Raw genomic sequence first — 16694 nt, forward strand, 5'->3', positions numbered from 1 at the left:
ATGCAATTTGTGCGGAATTATCATGAAGCTCCGGACGATTCCCCTGTGGACAAGCTGTTTAAGGATATTAATCCGGAAGAAAGAGGGCTTTTAATTCTTCGTGTGGTTGAACAATACAGCTTTGATGAGATTGCGCAGATTACCGGGCACAGCTCGGTGGCTCTCCGCAAGAAATACGAACGGCTCCGGAAAAAGCTGGTCCAGCAAAAAGCGAACGAGGGAGGCTGCAGTCATGGAGAAGTGGCAGAGTCAAACTGAGCGGCAAACAATGGAGCATATCCGCCGCAGCATCGAAAAGGTTGAATTACCTGTGGACAGTTATAACAAACCGATTATGAACCGTATAGAGCAACTGGAGTTGAAAGGAGGAAGGAGATTGAAATTACTTAAGAAAACATTAGTAGCCGCAAGTTTAACTATACTCCTTGTAATAGGAACAATAACAGCCGGATTCATCTCTCCGGCGTGGGCAGATACATTAAGGCAGCTTCCGGTTTTCAGCAGTGTGTTCAAGCATACGGAAAATCCGGGCTTAAAGCTCGCGGCGGAAAAGGGCCTGACGACTTTACCTAACTTGAGTGTCACTCATGATGGGGTGACCTTAAGTATTACAGAAGTATTATATGACGGTACCCGGCTGGCTGTTGGTTTTGAAAGAGCTGGAGTTGTGGATGAGCGGGTAATGGCGGAGATCACTAATTTCCGTACCCATGAATTTGATCAAACGACTAAAGGTCTACTGGGGTTACCGGTTGTAACCCTGCCGACAGGCGAACCGGTTAGCTCCGGCTCCTCATCCATAGGAGGCGTATATGGACAATCAAATATGATTTTATTAGAGATGAATGAGCTTCGGAACACCGCAGCCCTTGGAGATGAATTTAAGGTTGATATCCGTGTGCCGGTTGCGCAGATCGCAGAGCCGTTTGAGTTTCAGGTAACTGTGAAAAAGGTACAAGAGGGAATCATTAGCCTTAAACCGGATCAGGAAGCAAGCAAAGACTCCTTCCATTATACGGTTAAGAGCCTGGATATCACGCCTGTTACGATGAGACTGATTATAACCAGTAAAGGGGAAGTACCTGTTTCGGCGGAGCAGACGGGGGAGTATGCTCCAACTTCGGTGTTCTATGAACTTGTAGATGATTCAGGCAACGTTTTGAATTCACAGTTGGGATATGCGAGAGGCAAGGCGGTTCAGCATCCGATCCTGGACAGCTCCTATAATACTTTCCCTGAGGTGCCTAAGACGATTACGGTCAGACCCTACACGTGTACTTTAGATAATGAGCTGAATCTGTTGAAGGATGTTAACGGGGAGCGTATAAAAACCTATTACAAAGAGCTTGAGACTACAATCGTGATTCCGTGAAGAATAATATAGATTGAATTAATAAATCCAGGTCCGTGTCTGCTGGGCAGATGCGGGCTTGTTTGTGTTATTAGTAATCAGAGTGATGAAATGGGAATATAAATCTCACTGGTGGATGCGGGGTTTTCTGGTCCAAGGTAGTCCTTTCCATAATACTCAAATTCATAGGGGAGCGTAAGCCGGTAATCGGTCTTGGGCAGAAATACGCCGTAGATATATTTATAGGTTGCTGAAATATCAGCTGATCTTCCTGTATGCAGAAATTTCAGATAACGAGCCGGGGCCAAGCTGTGGACAGAGAGTTCAGGAGACAATAGCGATTGTCCTGTCAGGGAACGGGCGGAAGCGCACGAAGACGTATTAGTTAACTCGCACCCGCACAGAAAACGGATTCCGTCATCCCCGTAATTATCAGTCCAGTAGCCCAGCTGATAGAATCTCTCAGGAAGCACACGCTCTGAAATAGAAGGTAAACTGCCGGATAGCTGCTTCCAGGCATTGCTGATAAGTGAAGGATCATCATGAACTGTGACTTGTACTCCCTGTAGCTTTATTTCACCAATTTCAACGGTTTGCGGTCGGCTGGTATGTTGAAGGGGCCATTGCTGCAGATCATGACTATAGAGCCGATGCAGCAGCAGAGGAAGTTCAGCGTTTGTTTTCCGGCGGAGCATAGTAGGTGTGGTATGCAGCAGTCTTTTGAAGGTGCGCACAAAGGTTTCATAGTCTTTAAATGAGTAGTCCAGTGAAATATCCAGCAAAGAACGTCTGGGCTTGCTGAGGATATCCCGCACGGCTTCTGTAATTTTGCGTCTGGCGATGTAGTCGCCGGGTGTAAGGCCGGTAATCCCTTGGAACAGCCGGATAAAATGATACATGGAATAGCCTGTGAACTGGGAGAGAGAGCGGACAGATACCGGTTGCCGGAGATTGGCCTCTATATAATCAATTGCTGTCATAATAAGCTGCCGGTTATCCACTTGATCTCCCCCAAGTTGTAGCTTTACTCTCCTACCCATTCACCCCATGAGGATGCCCAAGCTGGAACCCTCACATGGCGGACACGGTCCGTAGTGGGAAAGTAAGCTTTTATATCTAACACTGGTGTTCCCGGATAAGCATCCAGCCCGCCAACCTCAATAATCCCTTCAACCGAATCAACAGAGATAATCTCTGCTACACTAAGTCCAATAGGATTGGGTCTAACCGGGGAACGGGAGGCAAATACACCTGTTACCGGAGCATCATAAGGAGGCTCAATCTGTGTAGTTGTCCGGAACATATCATCGGCAAACTCATGAATCCACCAGAGAATCTGGCAGTGGCTGAACTCCTCTAATCCCTTGAGTGCTGCTCTATACTCAGCCTTAATCTCGATCTGCAGGTTATGCTGACTTCCGGAGACTGCACCTACTGGAACTACATTATATATTTCTGAAGCGGACATTGGCTGTGACTCCTTTCGGCTGACAAACATTTTAACATAAATTCAGTTTATATTAGATGAAGGGATTTTTGCCTGACGATATTTGCGGTCTTTTGAATAATGGTATAATGAGTTGTTGAAAGGGAAAGGAGAGAATCATGAAGATATTGGTGCTTGCAGAAAAGCCCTCGGTCGCGCGTGAGATTGCACGTGTAATGGGCTGCGGAAATAAACAGAAAAGCTATATTGAAGGCCCTAAATATGTCGTAACCTGGGCGCTCGGGCATCTGGTCGGCCTGGCGGAGCCGGAGGATTATAATAGTAAGTTTGCAAATTGGGCTCTGGAGGATCTGCCGATCCTGCCGGAGAAGGCCAAGCTGAAGGTGCTGCGGGAGACCAGCCAGCAGTATAAGGCGGTACAGCAGCTGATGAAGCGGCAGGATATCGGGGAACTGATCGTGGCTACGGATGCTGCGCGTGAGGGAGAGCTTTTGGCGCGGTGGATAATGAATATGGCCGGCTGGAAAAAGCCGTTTAAGCGGCTGTGGATCTCCTCGCAGACGGATAAAGCGATCAAAGAGGGCTTCGCTTCATTGCGTCCGGGACGGGACTTCGACCGGCTCTATGAGTCCGCGCGCTGCCGTGCCGAAGCAGACTGGATGATCGGGCTGAATGTGACCCGGGCGCTGACCTGTAAATTCGGTGCGCCGCTGTCGGCAGGCCGTGTTCAGACGCCTTCTCTCGGCATGATTATGGACCGGGAAAATGAGATTACCGGGTTCCGCTCACAGGAGTATGAGCAGCTTACTGCTGATTTTGGAAGCTTTCAGGCGGGATGGCGTGCCCAGGGCGGGGACGGGCGGATTTTTGATAAGGAGAAGACGGCTGCACTCAAGGATAAGCTGACCGGACGCTCGGGCCGGATTGCCAAGGTGCAGAAAAGCGAAAAAAGCGAGCCGCATCCGCTGGCCTATGATCTTACAGAGCTGCAGCGCGATGCCAACCGCAAATTCGGCTTCTCGGCCAAGCAGACCTCCAGTGTGCTGCAGAAGCTGTATGAGCAGCATAAGCTGGTTACTTATCCGCGTACGGACAGCCGTTATCTGACATCAGATATGACAGGTACACTGAAAGAACGTTTGGACAGTGTTGCTGTAGGGCCGTATGCTGCTCTGGCACGCCCGCTGCTGCGTAAGCCTCTTCCGGTTACTAAACGGATTGTGGATGACAGCAAGGTAAGCGATCACCATGCCATTATTCCAACGGAGCAGACTGTCTTACTGAATCAGCTTAGTGCAGAGGAGCGGAAGCTCTATGATCTGATTGTCCGCCGGTTCATCAGCCTGTTCTATCCGCCGGCACGTTATGATGCTGTAGCGGTGACAGTGAGCGTTGAGGGCGAAAGCTTCCATGTCAAAGGCACGACAGTAAAGGATGCCGGCTGGCGTGAGGTCTATGGCGGAGATATGAGCAGCGATGAGGATGAAGAGAGTTCTGCTGATGAGCCGGCGGCCGGCAGTGTAAAGCTGCCGGAGCTGCGTGAGGGGGAAGCCGTTAAGGTTCAGCGCTGCATTGTACGTCCCGGACGGACACAGCCGCCTAAGCGTTATAATGAAGCATCTCTGCTGACCCAGATGGAGAAGCACGGGCTTGGTACGCCGGCTACCCGCGCGGATATCATTGAGAAGCTGGTCAGCTCAGATACGATCGAGCGTCAGGGTAATTTACTTCATCCGACAGGTAAAGGCAAGCAGCTGATCGGGCTGGTGTCAGCGGAGCTACGCACGCCGGATCTTACGGCACGCTGGGAAAGCGAGCTTGAGCGGATCGCGCGCGGACAGGGTAAGCCGGAGCCGTTCCTGCAGGGCATCCGCAGCATGGCACAGGAGCTGGTCTCCGGTGTAAAAGGCAGCGGAGCGGAATACAAGCCGCATAATGTCTCGGACAGCCATTGTCCGGAATGCGGGACGAGAATGCTGGAGAAGAAGACGAAGCGCGGCAAGCTGCTGGTCTGTCCGGCTGACGACTGCGGCTATACCCGGGCTGGCGAGAAGCGGCTATCGAACCGCCGCTGCCCGCAGTGCCACAAGAAAATGGAGCTAAAAGAGGGTAAAGCCGGCCTGTATGTGCAGTGTCTCGGCTGCGGGATAACAGAAACGATGGATAAAGACCACAAGCATATTAACAAGCGCGAGCAGCAGAAGCTGGTGCAGCAGTACAGCAAGCAGGAAAGTGCCGGCTCGAATCTTGGCGATCTGCTTAAAGCAGCTATGGAGGCCAAGGCGAAGGGGAAATAATTCGTTTTGAATGAAGGCAGGAAATGCCGAATTACATCAGGGAAGCCAAAAACAAGACTGCGGAGCATCTCCGCAGTCTTATTCAGCTTGGGGGAACGTACCGGTCACAGCTGCGGGATGCTTCTGTTATTTTTACTTACGTGATAAAAGAAAAGATTGTATAAGGTTACTGTTACATGTGAGCAGGATATGTTGTACTGTAATAACTGAGATAGACAAGCTAGTAAGGGAGCGGGGCTTCCTGAAGACAGGAATGGAGCGGGTGACAGATATGGCACTTATAGAAAAGCAGCAGAAGCAGGTACAGTCGGCAGCACAAGCTCCGGGCGGAAGGGGGAGCAGCCGGTTTTTCTTTTTGGCAATCGTCTTTATGTTCTGGTTCTCCTCTTATATTTATGTACCTGTGCTTTCACCGTATGTGGAACACCTGGGCGCATCGTATGTTATGGTCGGTGCAGTACTTGGCGTATACGGGCTGATGCAGATTCTGTTCCGGCTGCCGATCGGTATCGGGTCGGACTATTTGAACCGGCGGCGGCCGTTCATTTATCTGGGGCTGATTGCAAGCGGAGCAAGCTGCCTGATTTTTATGGCCGGGGCAGATCCGGTGTGGGCACTTGTAGCACGGGCGGTTTCGGGGATTGCGGCATCCGCTTGGGTCGTATACTCGGTGATGTTCGCAGGATACTTTCCTAAAGAGGAAGCCGGAAAGGCGATGGGCATGCTGCAGTTCACTACGGTAATTGCCCAGCTGTCGAGCATGATGATCAGCGGTTACATGGTGGAGCACTGGGGCTGGAACATGCCCTTTATCGTCGGCAGCATTGTAGCGGTGCTCGCTATGCTGCTCGTCCTGCGCTTGCCGGAGCAGAGGCAGGAGAAACGTGAAGGCGGAATCCGGCTGAAAGACCTTGCAGGTGTGATGAAGGAGCCGCTCCTGGTCAAGGTCTCGCTTTTATCGGTGCTGGCGCATTGTGTACTGTTCATTACGATGTTCGGGTACACGCCGAATCAGGCGCTGGATATCGGGGCGAGCAAGGAGAGCCTGGGCTGGCTGACGCTGGCTTTTATGGTACCACATGCTGCAGCTACGCTGTACGGCTCACGCATGTTCGGCAGGCTGCTCGGAGACAGGGGGACACTGATGCTGGGCTTTGCCGGAAGTGCTGTGTTTACACTGCTGATCCCGTCCATGCCGACGCTGGCTGCGCTTTGTGCGACCCAGGTGGGCAACGGGTTTATGCAAGGGCTGATTTTTCCGCTGCTGCTTGGTAAATCTGTCTCGGATGTGGCGCCGTTTAAGCGGGCAACCGCAATGGGCTTTTATCAGGCTGTCTATGCGGTAGGGATGTCGGGCGGCCCGTTTGTGGCGGGCTGGATGAGTGCAGCATACGGGCTGAAGGGCGGTTTTTGGCTGGGCGGAATGGCTGCAGCGCTGGCTGCATTATTGTCGTGGATATGGCTGCGGGATACCGGCGTCTCTGCCAAAAAGCTTAACAGAGCAGGTTAGTACCTTGGCAGCTTATGTGAGGTTATTGGTTTTTTGCAGCAAAGGGGAATATAATAAGAGACAGGTAGAATGCAAGGAGGAGGGGCCGGAACGATGGTCAAAGGGGTACTGATATGGTTTGTGCTGATTAATATTATTGCCTATGTGGTGATGTCCGAGGACAAGAATAAGGCCCGGGCAAGACGGGACCGTGTGCCGGAGAAAACGCTGTTTCTGCTGGCGTTCATGGGCGGCGCGCTGGGCATACTCATTGCCATGTACCGCAAACGGCATAAAACCAGGCATACTTCCTTCCGGATCGGCATTCCGCTGCTGCTGCTGCTTAACATTCTGCTGTACGGGTATTTTTTAAGATAGCGGTTTGTACTTGGACTGCTGGTTAATCAAAATGAAAAAGAGGTGGCGTACATGTTATTCTCTAAAATTTTGCTCGCCTATGACGGTTCCAAAGCTTCCAATCAAGCGCTTGAGCGGGCGATCGAACTGGCTAAGGTAACTCCCGGATCTTCCATTTACGTCGTACACGCATTTGAATTCCCGCGGTTCTTCATCGGGGAAGCTCTCGCGCCTCTGCCGGCTTCAGTGAACAAGGATTATTATGATTTGGCTGTGCAGACTACGGATGAGGTCAGAGGGCGTCTGGAAGCAGAAGGCCTGAATGCGACGGTTGAGCTGCTGCAGGGTTCTCCGGCTGAAGTAATTCTCACCTATGCCAAGGAGCAGGGAATGGACGTAATCGTAATCGGCAGCCGCGGACTCGGCGGAATACGCGAATTTGTTCTGGGCAGTGTCAGCCACAATGTGGTGCAAAGTGCACGGATTCCGGTGCTGGTTGTAAAATAATAGATGAAAAGGGCGGGACATTGCTGTGTCTCTCCCTTTTTTTATATCAAAAAGCGAACGATTTCATGTGTCAACATATTAATGTTCGTGTTTAAGTTGACACGAAGTGTAGGGCATTGTTAAACTGAACCTATGAAGAGCTCGTATAAAACCGGGAATAGGGCCCGGAAGTTTCTACCCGGTAACCGTAAATCGCCGGACTACGAGGAAATAGGTTGACTGGAACAGCCCTTGGCACCGCTTCATAACGGAGTGGCTGGCTTTTGCGGCTGAGCTGTTCGTAATGCCTCCGTGCCGGAGGCTGTCTTCCCCTGCTTCCTTAAGTAGTCTGGGTCCACCCGCAGCAGCATGCGTCTGGAATCCGGGCTTTTTTTTTCGGATTTATGGAAAATGGGTCTGAAATAGGACAAACTTAGAGAGCATACGACAAAAGAGCTTCTATATCGAGCGGAGGGGAAGGTTGAAATATGTCAGTGCAGGTTGGAGTAATCATGGGCAGCAAGTCGGACTGGGAGACGATGGAGCATGCCTGTGCGGTGCTGGAGGAGCTGAACGTACCGTATGAGAAAAAGGTAGTTTCAGCGCACCGCACACCGGATCTGATGTTCCGTTATGCGGAGGAGGCAGCGGGCCGCGGACTGAAGGTTATTATTGCCGGAGCAGGCGGAGCGGCGCATCTGCCGGGGATGGTGGCTGCGAAGACGATTTTGCCTGTAATTGGTGTACCCGTGCAGACCAAAGCGTTGAACGGGCTGGATTCGCTGCTGTCCATCGTGCAGATGCCGGGCGGCATTCCGGTGGCAACGGTGGCAATCGGCCGGGCCGGAGCGGTCAATGCAGGGCTGCTGGCCGCGCAGATCCTCGGCGCGTTTGACCCTGAAGTGCAGAGCCGGGTGCTGGTGCGGCGCGAAAGAATCGAGCGCGAAGTGCTGGAAAGCAGCGAGAGCTTATGAGGCAGGAGGAGCTGAAGGCGGCCGGGCAGATGAGCGAGGAACAGGGGCATGCCGGACAAGCCAATGGTGAGGCCAAAAGTGCCGCAGCCCCCCGCACGCTGCTGCCGGGACGGACGACGATCGGCGTGCTCGGCGGCGGCCAGCTCGGCCGGATGATGGCGCTCGCTGGCAGCGCCATGGGCTACCGCTTTGTGGCGCTGGACCCGGCGCCGGATGCGCCCTGCGGGCAGGTATCGCCGCAGATTACCGCGGCATACAACGACCAGGGCGCGGCGCGGGAGCTGGCGCAGCGCGCAGATGTGATCACGTACGAGTTCGAGAATGTCGATGCCGGCGTAGCCGCCTTGCTGACAGAGGAATCGTACGTGCCGCAGGGCAGCGCGCTGCTGTATACGACGCAGCACCGGCTGCGCGAGAAGGCGGCGATCGAGGCTGCGGGCGTGCCCGTCGCCCCGTACCGCAAGGTCGGCAGCCTGGCGGAGCTTATCGCTGCAGCTGCCGGGCTGGGCCTGCCCTGTGTGCTGAAGACCGCCACAGGGGGTTATGACGGCAAGGGACAAGCCGTCATCCGCCAGCCGGAGGAGCTGGAAGCCGCGTTCAGGCAGGTAGCGCCTGGCGCTGCGGAAGGAGCCGAAGCCCCGGAGCTGGTGCTGGAGAAATTCGTGAAATTCCAGTGTGAAATTTCGGTCATTGCCGCACGCAGCACCTCAGGGGAAGTGAAAAGCTTCCCGCCGGCGGAGAACATCCATGTGAACAACATTTTGCATCTGTCGATCGTGCCTGCCCGGGTCTCTGAAGAGATTCTGCAGCGTGCCTGCGAGCTGGCCGAACGGCTGATCGCGGGACTGGATGCTGTCGGACTGCTGGCTGTAGAGATGTTCGTTACGGAAGACGGGGAAATCTTCGTCAACGAGCTGGCGCCGCGGCCGCATAATTCGGGACACTACACAATGGATGCCTGCGCGACCTCGCAGTTCGAGCAGCATATCCGGGCAGTCTGCAATTTACCGCTTGGGGATACGAGGCTGCTGACCCCTGTGGTCATGGTAAATGTGCTGGGGCAGCATCTGGACGGAGTAATAGAACGGACAGGACAGGCTGATGAAGCGGCATACAAGCTGGGGGTTGTACCCAAGCTTCATATATACGGCAAGAGCGAGAGCAAGACCGGCCGCAAAATGGGCCATATCAACCTGCTCTGCAAGGATACCGGCGACGGGCTGTCCTGGGTAGAGCAAACTAACCTTTGGAGGAACTGAAAGCTATGATCGAACGTTACAGCAGACCTGAAATGCGGGCCATTTGGACCGAAGAAAATAAATTCAACGCCTGGCTTGAAGTAGAAATTTGCGCTTGTGAAGCCTGGGCCGAGCTGGGAGTCATTCCGCAGGAAGACGCCGCCAAGCTGCGCAAGGATGCAAAATTCGATATTGACCGGATCAATGAAATCGAGCTGGAAACCCGCCATGATGTTATCGCCTTTACACGTGCCGTATCCGAAAGCCTGGGTGCAGAGCGCAAATGGGTGCACTACGGACTGACTTCAACAGACGTTGTTGATACAGCACTGGGTTACCTGCTGCGTCAGGCGAACGAGATTCTGGAGAAGGATATCATTAACTTTATTGAGATTCTCAAAGACAAAGCGGTAGCTTACAAGGACACTCCGATGATGGGACGCACACATGGTGTTCATGCGGAGCCTACAACTTTTGGTCTGAAAATGGCCCTGTGGTACGAGGAAATGAAACGTAACCTGGAGCGCTTCCGTCATGCGGCGGGCGGCGTTCAGTTCGGCAAAATCTCCGGCGCAGTCGGCACCTATGCCAACATCGACCCGTTCGTAGAGGAATTCGTCTGCAAGAAGCTGGGTACGAGCCCTGCACCAATCTCCACCCAGACCCTGCAGCGTGACCGCCATGCGGAATACATGGCTGCACTGGCGCTGGTAGCCACATCGCTCGACAAGTTCGCTACGGAAATCCGCGCGCTGCAAAAGAGCGAAATCCGCGAGGTGGAAGAAGCTTTTGCCAAGGGTCAAAAGGGCTCGTCTGCTATGCCGCATAAGCGCAACCCGATCGGCTGTGAAAATATCTCCGGCCTGTCCCGCGTAATCCGCGGCCACATGGTAACCGCCTACGAGAACGTGCCGCTCTGGCATGAGCGTGATATCTCGCACTCCTCAGTGGAACGGATCATCCTGCCGGATGCAACTATGCTGCTGAACTACATGCTGAACCGCTTCGGCAACATTGTGAAGAACCTGACCGTGTTCCCGGAAAATATGAAGCGCAACATGAACCGTACCTTCGGCGTTCCGTTCTCCGGCCGCATCCTGACCAAGCTGATCGACAAGGGCTTCAGCCGCGAGCAGGCATACGATACCGTTCAGCCGCGTGCAATGCAGGCCTGGGAAGAGCAGACCCAGTTCCGTGATATCGTTGAAGCCACTCCGGAAATCACCGCCGTTCTAAGCCCAGAAGAGATTGAGGATGCCTTCAATCCGACCTGGCATCTGAAGCATGTGGACACGATTTTCCGCAAGCTGGAGCTGATTTAGGAGAAACAAAGCAATAAAAAGTTGAGGGAGGAAAGGTCATGACACACCCTGCCGTATCCACGGCTGTGGAGCTCGTAAATGCACCGCTGCTCTATAAAGGAAAGGTCCGCGAATTGTACGATTTGGGGGAACAGGTACTGATCGTGGTTACGGACCGGATCTCCGCGTTTGATTATGTGCTCGATCCGGCTGTGCCGGACAAAGGCAATGTGCTGAACCGGCTGAGCGCCTTCTGGTTCGGGCTGACGAAGAGCCTGATCGAAAACCACGTCGTGCACATTGATGTCGATCAGCTCGGCGGTATTGTAAAGGACCGGGAAGCGCTCAAAAACCGCATCATGGTCGTGCGCAAAGCCGAAAGAATTGACATTGAATGTGTCGTCCGCGGCTGCATTACCGGCGGAGGCTGGCGGCAGTATCAGGAGACCGGCAAGGTCAACGGGATTGAGCTTCCGCAGGGTCTGCGCAAAAACGCCGTGCTGGCCCAGCCGATCTTCACGCCAGCTGCCAAAAATGATGTCGGGCACGATGAAGACATTCCTTTTGAACAAATGCAGGAGCAGATCGGTGCAGAGCTTGCACTGGAGCTGAAGGAGAAAAGCCTGAAGCTGTTCTCTTTTGCCAGAGCGTATTGTGAGGAGCGCGGGATCATTCTCGCAGACTGCAAGTTCGAGTTCGGGCTGCTGGACGGCAAGGTGATTCTGATCGATGAGATTTTTACGCCGGATGCCTCCCGCTTCTGGGCTAAAGACAAATATGCACTTGATATCGAGATTGACAGCATGGACAAGGAGCCGGTCCGGACGTACCTTTCCGCATCCTCCTGGGACAAGAACAGCACGCCTGATCCGCTGCCGCAGGAAGTGGTAGAGGAGACCAGCCGCCGCTACCGGGATATCTATCACCGGCTTACCGGTAAGGATTTGTAAGGCAACTCTCTTTTTTGATCAAAGCTAATCAGCCATTAAAATTTAGGAGGAACTACAAGCGTATGTTAAAAGCGACAGTCTATGTCACCATCAAGAAAAGCGTGCTCGATCCCCAAGGTGTTGCCGTGCAGGGAGCTCTTCATTCGGTAGGTTTTCAGGAAGTCGAAAGTTTGCGCATCGGTAAGTACATGGAGCTTACGCTCGACACGGACAACCGCGCTGAAGCGGAAGGACGCCTCAAGGAAATGTGTGAAAAGCTGCTGGCCAACACGGTGATCGAGGATTACCGCTACGAATTGGAGGACTAAATGTCATGAAATTTGCTGTACTTGTCTTTCCGGGCTCCAATTGTGACATTGACTGCTACAAGGCTGTAGAAGAAAGCCTCGGTGAACCCGTTGATTATGTGTGGCATACGGCAACCGACCTGTCGGCGTATGACTGCATTCTCGTGCCAGGGGGCTTCTCCTATGGTGACTATCTGCGCTGCGGCGCGATTTCCCGGTTCGCTCCGGTAATGGCTGAAGTAGCCAAGGCGGCGGAGCAGGGCAAATTCGTGCTCGGCATCTGCAACGGGTTCCAGATTCTGACCGAAGCCGGCCTCCTGCCGGGGGCGCTGCGCCGCAACATGTCGATGAAGTTCCGCTGTCATGACACGGTGCTTAAGGTCGTTAACAACACCACTCCGTTTACGGTTGATTATGCGAAGGATGAGGAGATTGTCATTCCGATCGCACATGGCGAAGGCAATTATTACTGTGATGAAGAGACGCTTGCTTCTTTGCAGGCGAACAATCAGATCGTGTTCACATACAGCGATAACCCGAACGGCTCGGTAGCCGATATTGCGGGGATCAGCAACGCGGCAGGCAATGTGGTAGGCATGATGCCTCACCCGGAACGTGCAGCTAACAGTCTGCTCGGCTCGGAAGACGGCAAACGGATGTTTACATCCATTCTCAAGACTTGGAGGGAACGTTATGACGCAGCAAGTATCCGCTAAGGAGCCGACCGCAGAGCAGATTGCGGAGCAGAAAATCTACAGCCAGTTCGGTGTGTCGGACAGCGAATATGAGCTGATCACCTCTTTTATGGGCCGTAAGCCTAATTACACCGAAATCGGTGTGTTCAGCGTAATGTGGTCCGAGCATTGTGCCTACAAAAACTCCAAGCCGTTACTCGGACGTTTCCCGACAAGCGGACCGCGTGTCCTGATGGGACCGGGCGAAGGCGCAGGGATTGTAGACATCGGTGACAACCAGGCCGTTGTATTCAAAATAGAAAGCCATAACCATCCGTCGGCTGTTGAGCCTTATCAGGGCGCGGCGACCGGGGTGGGCGGGATTATCCGCGATATTTTCTCCATGGGGGCAAGACCGGTTGCGCTGCTTAATTCCCTGCGTTTCGGGAAGCTTGAGAGCGACCGGGTAAAATATCTGTTCGAGCACGTCGTGTCCGGGATCGCAGGCTACGGTAACTGTATCGGAATTCCGACTGTCGGCGGCGAAATTATGTTTGATAACAGCTATGACGGCAATCCGCTGGTTAACGCAATGTGCGTAGGACTGATTGATCATGATAAAATTCAGCGCGGTGTCGCCAAAGGTGTAGGTAACCCGGTGTTCTACGTAGGTCCTCCTACCGGCCGCGACGGTATTCACGGGGCAACCTTTGCCTCCGTTGAGCTGAGCGAGGAATCCGAAGCCAAGAAGACAGCGGTACAGGTCGGCGATCCGTTCATGGAAAAGCTGGTCATGGAATCCTGCCTTGAGCTGATCGACAGCGGTATCGTGCTTGGTATTCAGGATATGGGCGCAGCAGGCCTTACTTGTTCCAGTGCCGAAATGGCCAGCAAGGCGGGCAACGGTCTCGAGCTGTATCTGGATCAGGTGCCGCAGCGTGAAGAAGGCATGACGCCTTATGAAATGATGCTGTCCGAATCCCAGGAGCGCATGCTGTTTGTGGTTGAGCCTAAGGATGAGGCGCAGGCACAGGAGATTTTTGACCGCTGGGGCGTGATCTGCCGTAAAGTGGGCAAGGTAACAGATGATGGCCGCCTGAAGCTTTACCATCACGGCGAGGTTGTCGGCGACATGCCGGTAACAGCGCTTGTGGACGAGTGTCCAATCTATAAGAAGCCTTCCACAGTTCCGGCTTATTATGAAGAGAATGCAAAGGTAGATACTTTGCGTTATGAAGAGGTTACCGATCTCGGCGGTGCTCTGCGGACGGTATTGGGTTCGCCAACAGTAGCAAGTAAAGCCTGGGTGTATAACCAGTACGACTACATGGTCCGCACCAGCACTGCAGTCCGTCCGGGCTCCGATGCGGCAGTGGTTACCATTCAAGGTACACGCAAAGGCCTGGCCATGACTACAGACTGTAACGGCCGTTATGTCTATCTCGATCCTGAAGTGGGCGGACGCATCGCGGTGAGCGAAGCAGCACGTAACATTGTCTGCTCCGGCGCCAAGCCGCTGGCAATCACGGACAACCTGAACTTTGGCAGCCCGGAGAAGCCGGAGATTTTCTGGCAGATGGAGCGTGCTGTTGATGGTATGGCTGAAGCCTGCCGGGTGCTGGATACGCCGGTTATCGGCGGTAACGTCAGCCTGTACAATGAAAATGCTGCCGGCGCCATCTACCCGACCCCGGTTGTCGGCATGGTGGGTCTGGTTGAAGATACCGATCACATTACAACTCAGGCCTTTAAACAGGAAGGCGATGTCATTCTGCTGCTTGGTGTAACCAAAGCTGAGCTTGGCGGAAGTGAGTTCCAATATGCTGTTCACGGCTTGACAGAAGGCCGTCCGCCGGCGCTTGATCTGGCTACAGAGCAAAAACTGCTGGATGCTGTACTGTCTGCAATCCGCAGCGGTCTGGTCCGCTCGGCGCATGACCTGTCGGAAGGCGGCTTGGCTGCTGCACTGGCAGAAAGCTGCATCAGCGGCGGCATCGGTGCGAACGTGGACTTGTCTGCTGGCGGACTGCGCCATGATGTGGCCCTGTTCAGCGAATCCCAGTCCCGCATTGTGCTGACCTCGGCACCTGACCGTGCTGAGGAGCTCAAAGCCGCTGTTGCTGCTTACGGCGTACCGGTGGAAATCATCGGAGCTGTCGGTGGAGACAGACTGCGCGTGTCCCTGGGCGGTGCATCTGCACTTGATGAGGCTGTATCTGAACTTAAATCCGTGTGGGAGGATGCTATTCCATGTCTTATGAAATAAAGACCGGGAACAAGCAGGAGACCCCCATCCTGTGGACCGGCGACTTTTACAATGAAGGAACGGGCTCGGGAGATATTTTTGATACGTTAAAAGAAGAATGCGGCGTCTTCGGGGTCTTCGGACACCCGGAGGCCGCCTCCATGTCTTATTACGGGCTGCATGCCCTGCAGCACCGGGGAGAAGAGAGCGCAGGCATCTGTGTAGCAGACGGCCGCGACTTCAACTACCACCGCGGCATGGGCCTGGTTAAGGAAGTCTTCGACAAGGACAAAATCGCTTCGCTGGTCGGCGATATGTCCATCGGACATGTGCGCTACTCCACCAGCGGAGACAGCCGGCTGACTAACGCGCAGCCGCTGGTCTTCAAGTACCGTGACGGCGACCTGGCGATTGCCACTAACGGCAACATCGTCAACGAGCCGCTGATCCGCAAGCAGCTGGAGATGAGCGGGTCGATCTTCCAGACCACCAGTGATACTGAGGTGCTGGCGCATCTGATTGCGCGCTCGCCGAAGGATTTTGTCGAGGCGGCCAAGGATGCGCTCCGCCAGCTGGTCGGCGGCTTCGCTTTCCTGCTGATGACTAACGACAAGCTGATCGTTGCTTCTGACCCGCACGGGCTGCGCCCGCTGGTGATGGGCCGGCTTGGTGAAGCGTATGTCTTCGCTTCCGAGTCTTGTGCCCTTGAGGTTATCGGAGCTACCCTAGTCCGTGACATCGAGCCGGGCGAGCTGCTGGTGCTGGACAAGAACGGCTTCCTGGAAGACAGATTCACTGAACCGAAACGCAAAGCGCTGTGCGCGATGGAATATATTTATTTTGCCCGCCCGGACAGCGACCTTAACGGCTCCAACCTGCACTCTGCCCGCAAGCGGATGGGCAGCCGGATGGCGCTGGAGTCCTTCGTCGATGCCGACATCGTCACCGGCGTACCGGACTCCAGTATCTCGGCAGCCATCGGCTATGCCGAGCAGACGGGTATCCCGTATGAGCTCGGCCTGATCAAGAACAAGTATACCGGCCGGACGTTCATCCAGCCGAGCCAGGAGCTGCGCGAGCAGGGCGTGAAGATGAAGCTCAGCGCCGTGCGCCGCGTCGTCGAAGGCCAGCGCGTCGTCATGATCGACGACTCGATCGTGCGCGGCACGACCTCGCGCCGGATCGTCAATCTGCTGCGCGAAGCCGGAGCGCTTGAAGTGCATGTGCGGATTACTTCGCCGCCGTTCAAGAACCCGTGCTTCTACGGGATTGATACCCCGGACCGCCGCGAGCTGATCGCCTCGTACAAGACCATTCAGGAAATGTGCGAGGAGATCAACGCCGATTCCCTGTCGTTCCTGTCGCCGGAAGGACTGATCCAGTCCATCGGCGGCTACAGCAGCAATGAGTACAAGGGAGGCCTGTGCCTCTCCTGCTTCGATAATGATTACCCGACGCAGGTGGATTTCGGCGGGGAAGAAAAAGACGGGTGTAGCTGCTAGTGGGATCACTCTAATATCGAGTGATGCATCCCCCTAAGTCATGGTGTCCATCCCCCTAAGTCCCCCTTGCAAAGGGGGATTCCGGAGGGCTCGGCC

At 54.2% G+C, this 16694-nt stretch carries 17 protein-coding genes and 1 riboswitch (1 of these 18 only partly in view); of the genes, 15 read left to right on the forward strand and 2 right to left on the reverse strand.

Translation table 11 applies throughout. The features are described 5' to 3' along the window. Positions 1-258 carry the 3' portion of an RNA polymerase sigma factor gene (locus R70723_RS02825; protein ID WP_231574815.1) on the forward strand. It extends 336 nt beyond the left edge of the window, so 258 of the gene's 594 nt are visible here — the last part of the coding sequence; its start codon lies beyond the left edge, outside the window; its stop codon occupies positions 256-258. Then, positions 233-1372, forward strand: coding sequence for a DUF4179 domain-containing protein (locus tag R70723_RS02830; protein WP_039869612.1), 1140 nt, complete (start codon positions 233-235; stop codon positions 1370-1372). The genes R70723_RS02825 and R70723_RS02830 overlap by 26 nt, the downstream gene beginning before the upstream one ends. Before the next feature lie 77 nt (positions 1373-1449). Here the strand turns inward: R70723_RS02830 and R70723_RS02835 are convergent, their stop codons facing one another. Next, positions 1450-2352, reverse strand: a complete 903-nt coding sequence (locus tag R70723_RS02835; RefSeq protein ID WP_039869613.1) for a helix-turn-helix domain-containing protein — start codon at positions 2350-2352, stop codon at positions 1450-1452. Positions 2353-2375: 23 nt separating this feature from the next. Beyond that, positions 2376-2819, reverse strand: coding sequence for a tRNA (N6-threonylcarbamoyladenosine(37)-N6)-methyltransferase TrmO (tsaA, locus tag R70723_RS02840; protein ID WP_047171008.1), 444 nt, complete (start codon positions 2817-2819; stop codon positions 2376-2378). 137 nt (positions 2820-2956) lie between these two features. On the opposite strand from tsaA, the gene R70723_RS02845 reads away from it, so the two are divergent. The 13 genes from R70723_RS02845 (at position 2957) to purF (ending at position 16598) form a co-directional block, all read left to right on the forward strand. Continuing rightward, a complete protein-coding gene (locus R70723_RS02845) occupies positions 2957-5095 on the forward strand; it encodes a DNA topoisomerase III (RefSeq protein ID WP_039869614.1) in 2139 nt (712 codons plus the stop codon). 23 nt (positions 5096-5118) lie between these two features. After that, positions 5119-5259 carry a hypothetical protein gene (locus tag R70723_RS33200; RefSeq protein WP_156123773.1) on the forward strand — a complete coding sequence of 47 codons (141 nt, stop codon included), beginning with the start codon at positions 5119-5121 and terminating at the stop codon, positions 5257-5259. Between the two features lie 107 nt (positions 5260-5366). After that, positions 5367-6605, forward strand: a complete 1239-nt coding sequence (locus tag R70723_RS02850) for an MFS transporter (protein WP_039878183.1) — start codon at positions 5367-5369, stop codon at positions 6603-6605. Between the two features lie 93 nt (positions 6606-6698). Further along, on the forward strand, positions 6699-6962 hold the full coding sequence (locus R70723_RS02855) for a DUF1294 domain-containing protein (RefSeq protein ID WP_039869616.1): 264 nt from the start codon (positions 6699-6701) through the stop codon (positions 6960-6962). A 51-nt stretch (positions 6963-7013) separates the two neighbouring features. Beyond that, positions 7014-7448: a universal stress protein gene (locus R70723_RS02860; RefSeq protein ID WP_039869618.1), complete on the forward strand. Its 435-nt coding sequence runs from the start codon at positions 7014-7016 to the stop codon at positions 7446-7448. Positions 7449-7569: 121 nt separating this feature from the next. After that, positions 7570-7671: riboswitch (purine riboswitch) on the forward strand. A gap of 244 nt (positions 7672-7915) precedes the next feature. Continuing rightward, positions 7916-8401, forward strand: coding sequence for a 5-(carboxyamino)imidazole ribonucleotide mutase (gene purE / locus R70723_RS02865; protein ID WP_039869621.1), 486 nt, complete (start codon positions 7916-7918; stop codon positions 8399-8401). Between the two features lie 29 nt (positions 8402-8430). Beyond that, positions 8431-9660 (forward strand): 5-(carboxyamino)imidazole ribonucleotide synthase, encoded by a 1230-nt coding sequence (gene purK, locus R70723_RS02870; RefSeq protein WP_039878184.1) that lies wholly within the window; start codon positions 8431-8433, stop codon positions 9658-9660. A gap of 5 nt (positions 9661-9665) precedes the next feature. After that, positions 9666-10961: an adenylosuccinate lyase gene (gene purB / locus R70723_RS02875; RefSeq protein WP_039869623.1), complete on the forward strand. Its 1296-nt coding sequence runs from the start codon at positions 9666-9668 to the stop codon at positions 10959-10961. A 38-nt stretch (positions 10962-10999) separates the two neighbouring features. After that, a complete protein-coding gene (locus tag R70723_RS02880; RefSeq protein WP_039869626.1) occupies positions 11000-11890 on the forward strand; it encodes a phosphoribosylaminoimidazolesuccinocarboxamide synthase in 891 nt (296 codons plus the stop codon). A gap of 62 nt (positions 11891-11952) precedes the next feature. Next, positions 11953-12198, forward strand: a complete 246-nt coding sequence (purS, locus tag R70723_RS02885) for a phosphoribosylformylglycinamidine synthase subunit PurS (protein WP_019913657.1) — start codon at positions 11953-11955, stop codon at positions 12196-12198. Positions 12199-12203: 5 nt separating this feature from the next. Continuing rightward, the gene (purQ, locus tag R70723_RS02890; RefSeq protein WP_039869631.1) at positions 12204-12893 is read left to right on the forward strand and encodes a phosphoribosylformylglycinamidine synthase subunit PurQ; all 690 of its coding nucleotides are present in this window, start codon (positions 12204-12206) and stop codon (positions 12891-12893) included. Then, positions 12871-15117: a phosphoribosylformylglycinamidine synthase subunit PurL gene (gene purL, locus R70723_RS02895; RefSeq protein WP_039869632.1), complete on the forward strand. Its 2247-nt coding sequence runs from the start codon at positions 12871-12873 to the stop codon at positions 15115-15117. The genes purQ and purL overlap by 23 nt, the downstream gene beginning before the upstream one ends. Beyond that, entirely contained in the window at positions 15102-16598 is a 1497-nt protein-coding gene (purF, locus tag R70723_RS02900; RefSeq protein ID WP_039878185.1) for an amidophosphoribosyltransferase, read from the forward strand. Before purL ends, purF begins: the two co-directional genes overlap by 16 nt. The last annotated feature ends 96 nt before the right edge of the window (positions 16599-16694 follow it).

The sequence above is a fragment of the Paenibacillus sp. FSL R7-0273 genome (genome assembly GCF_000758625.1).
Lineage (GTDB): Bacteria > Bacillota > Bacilli > Paenibacillales > Paenibacillaceae > Paenibacillus_AQ.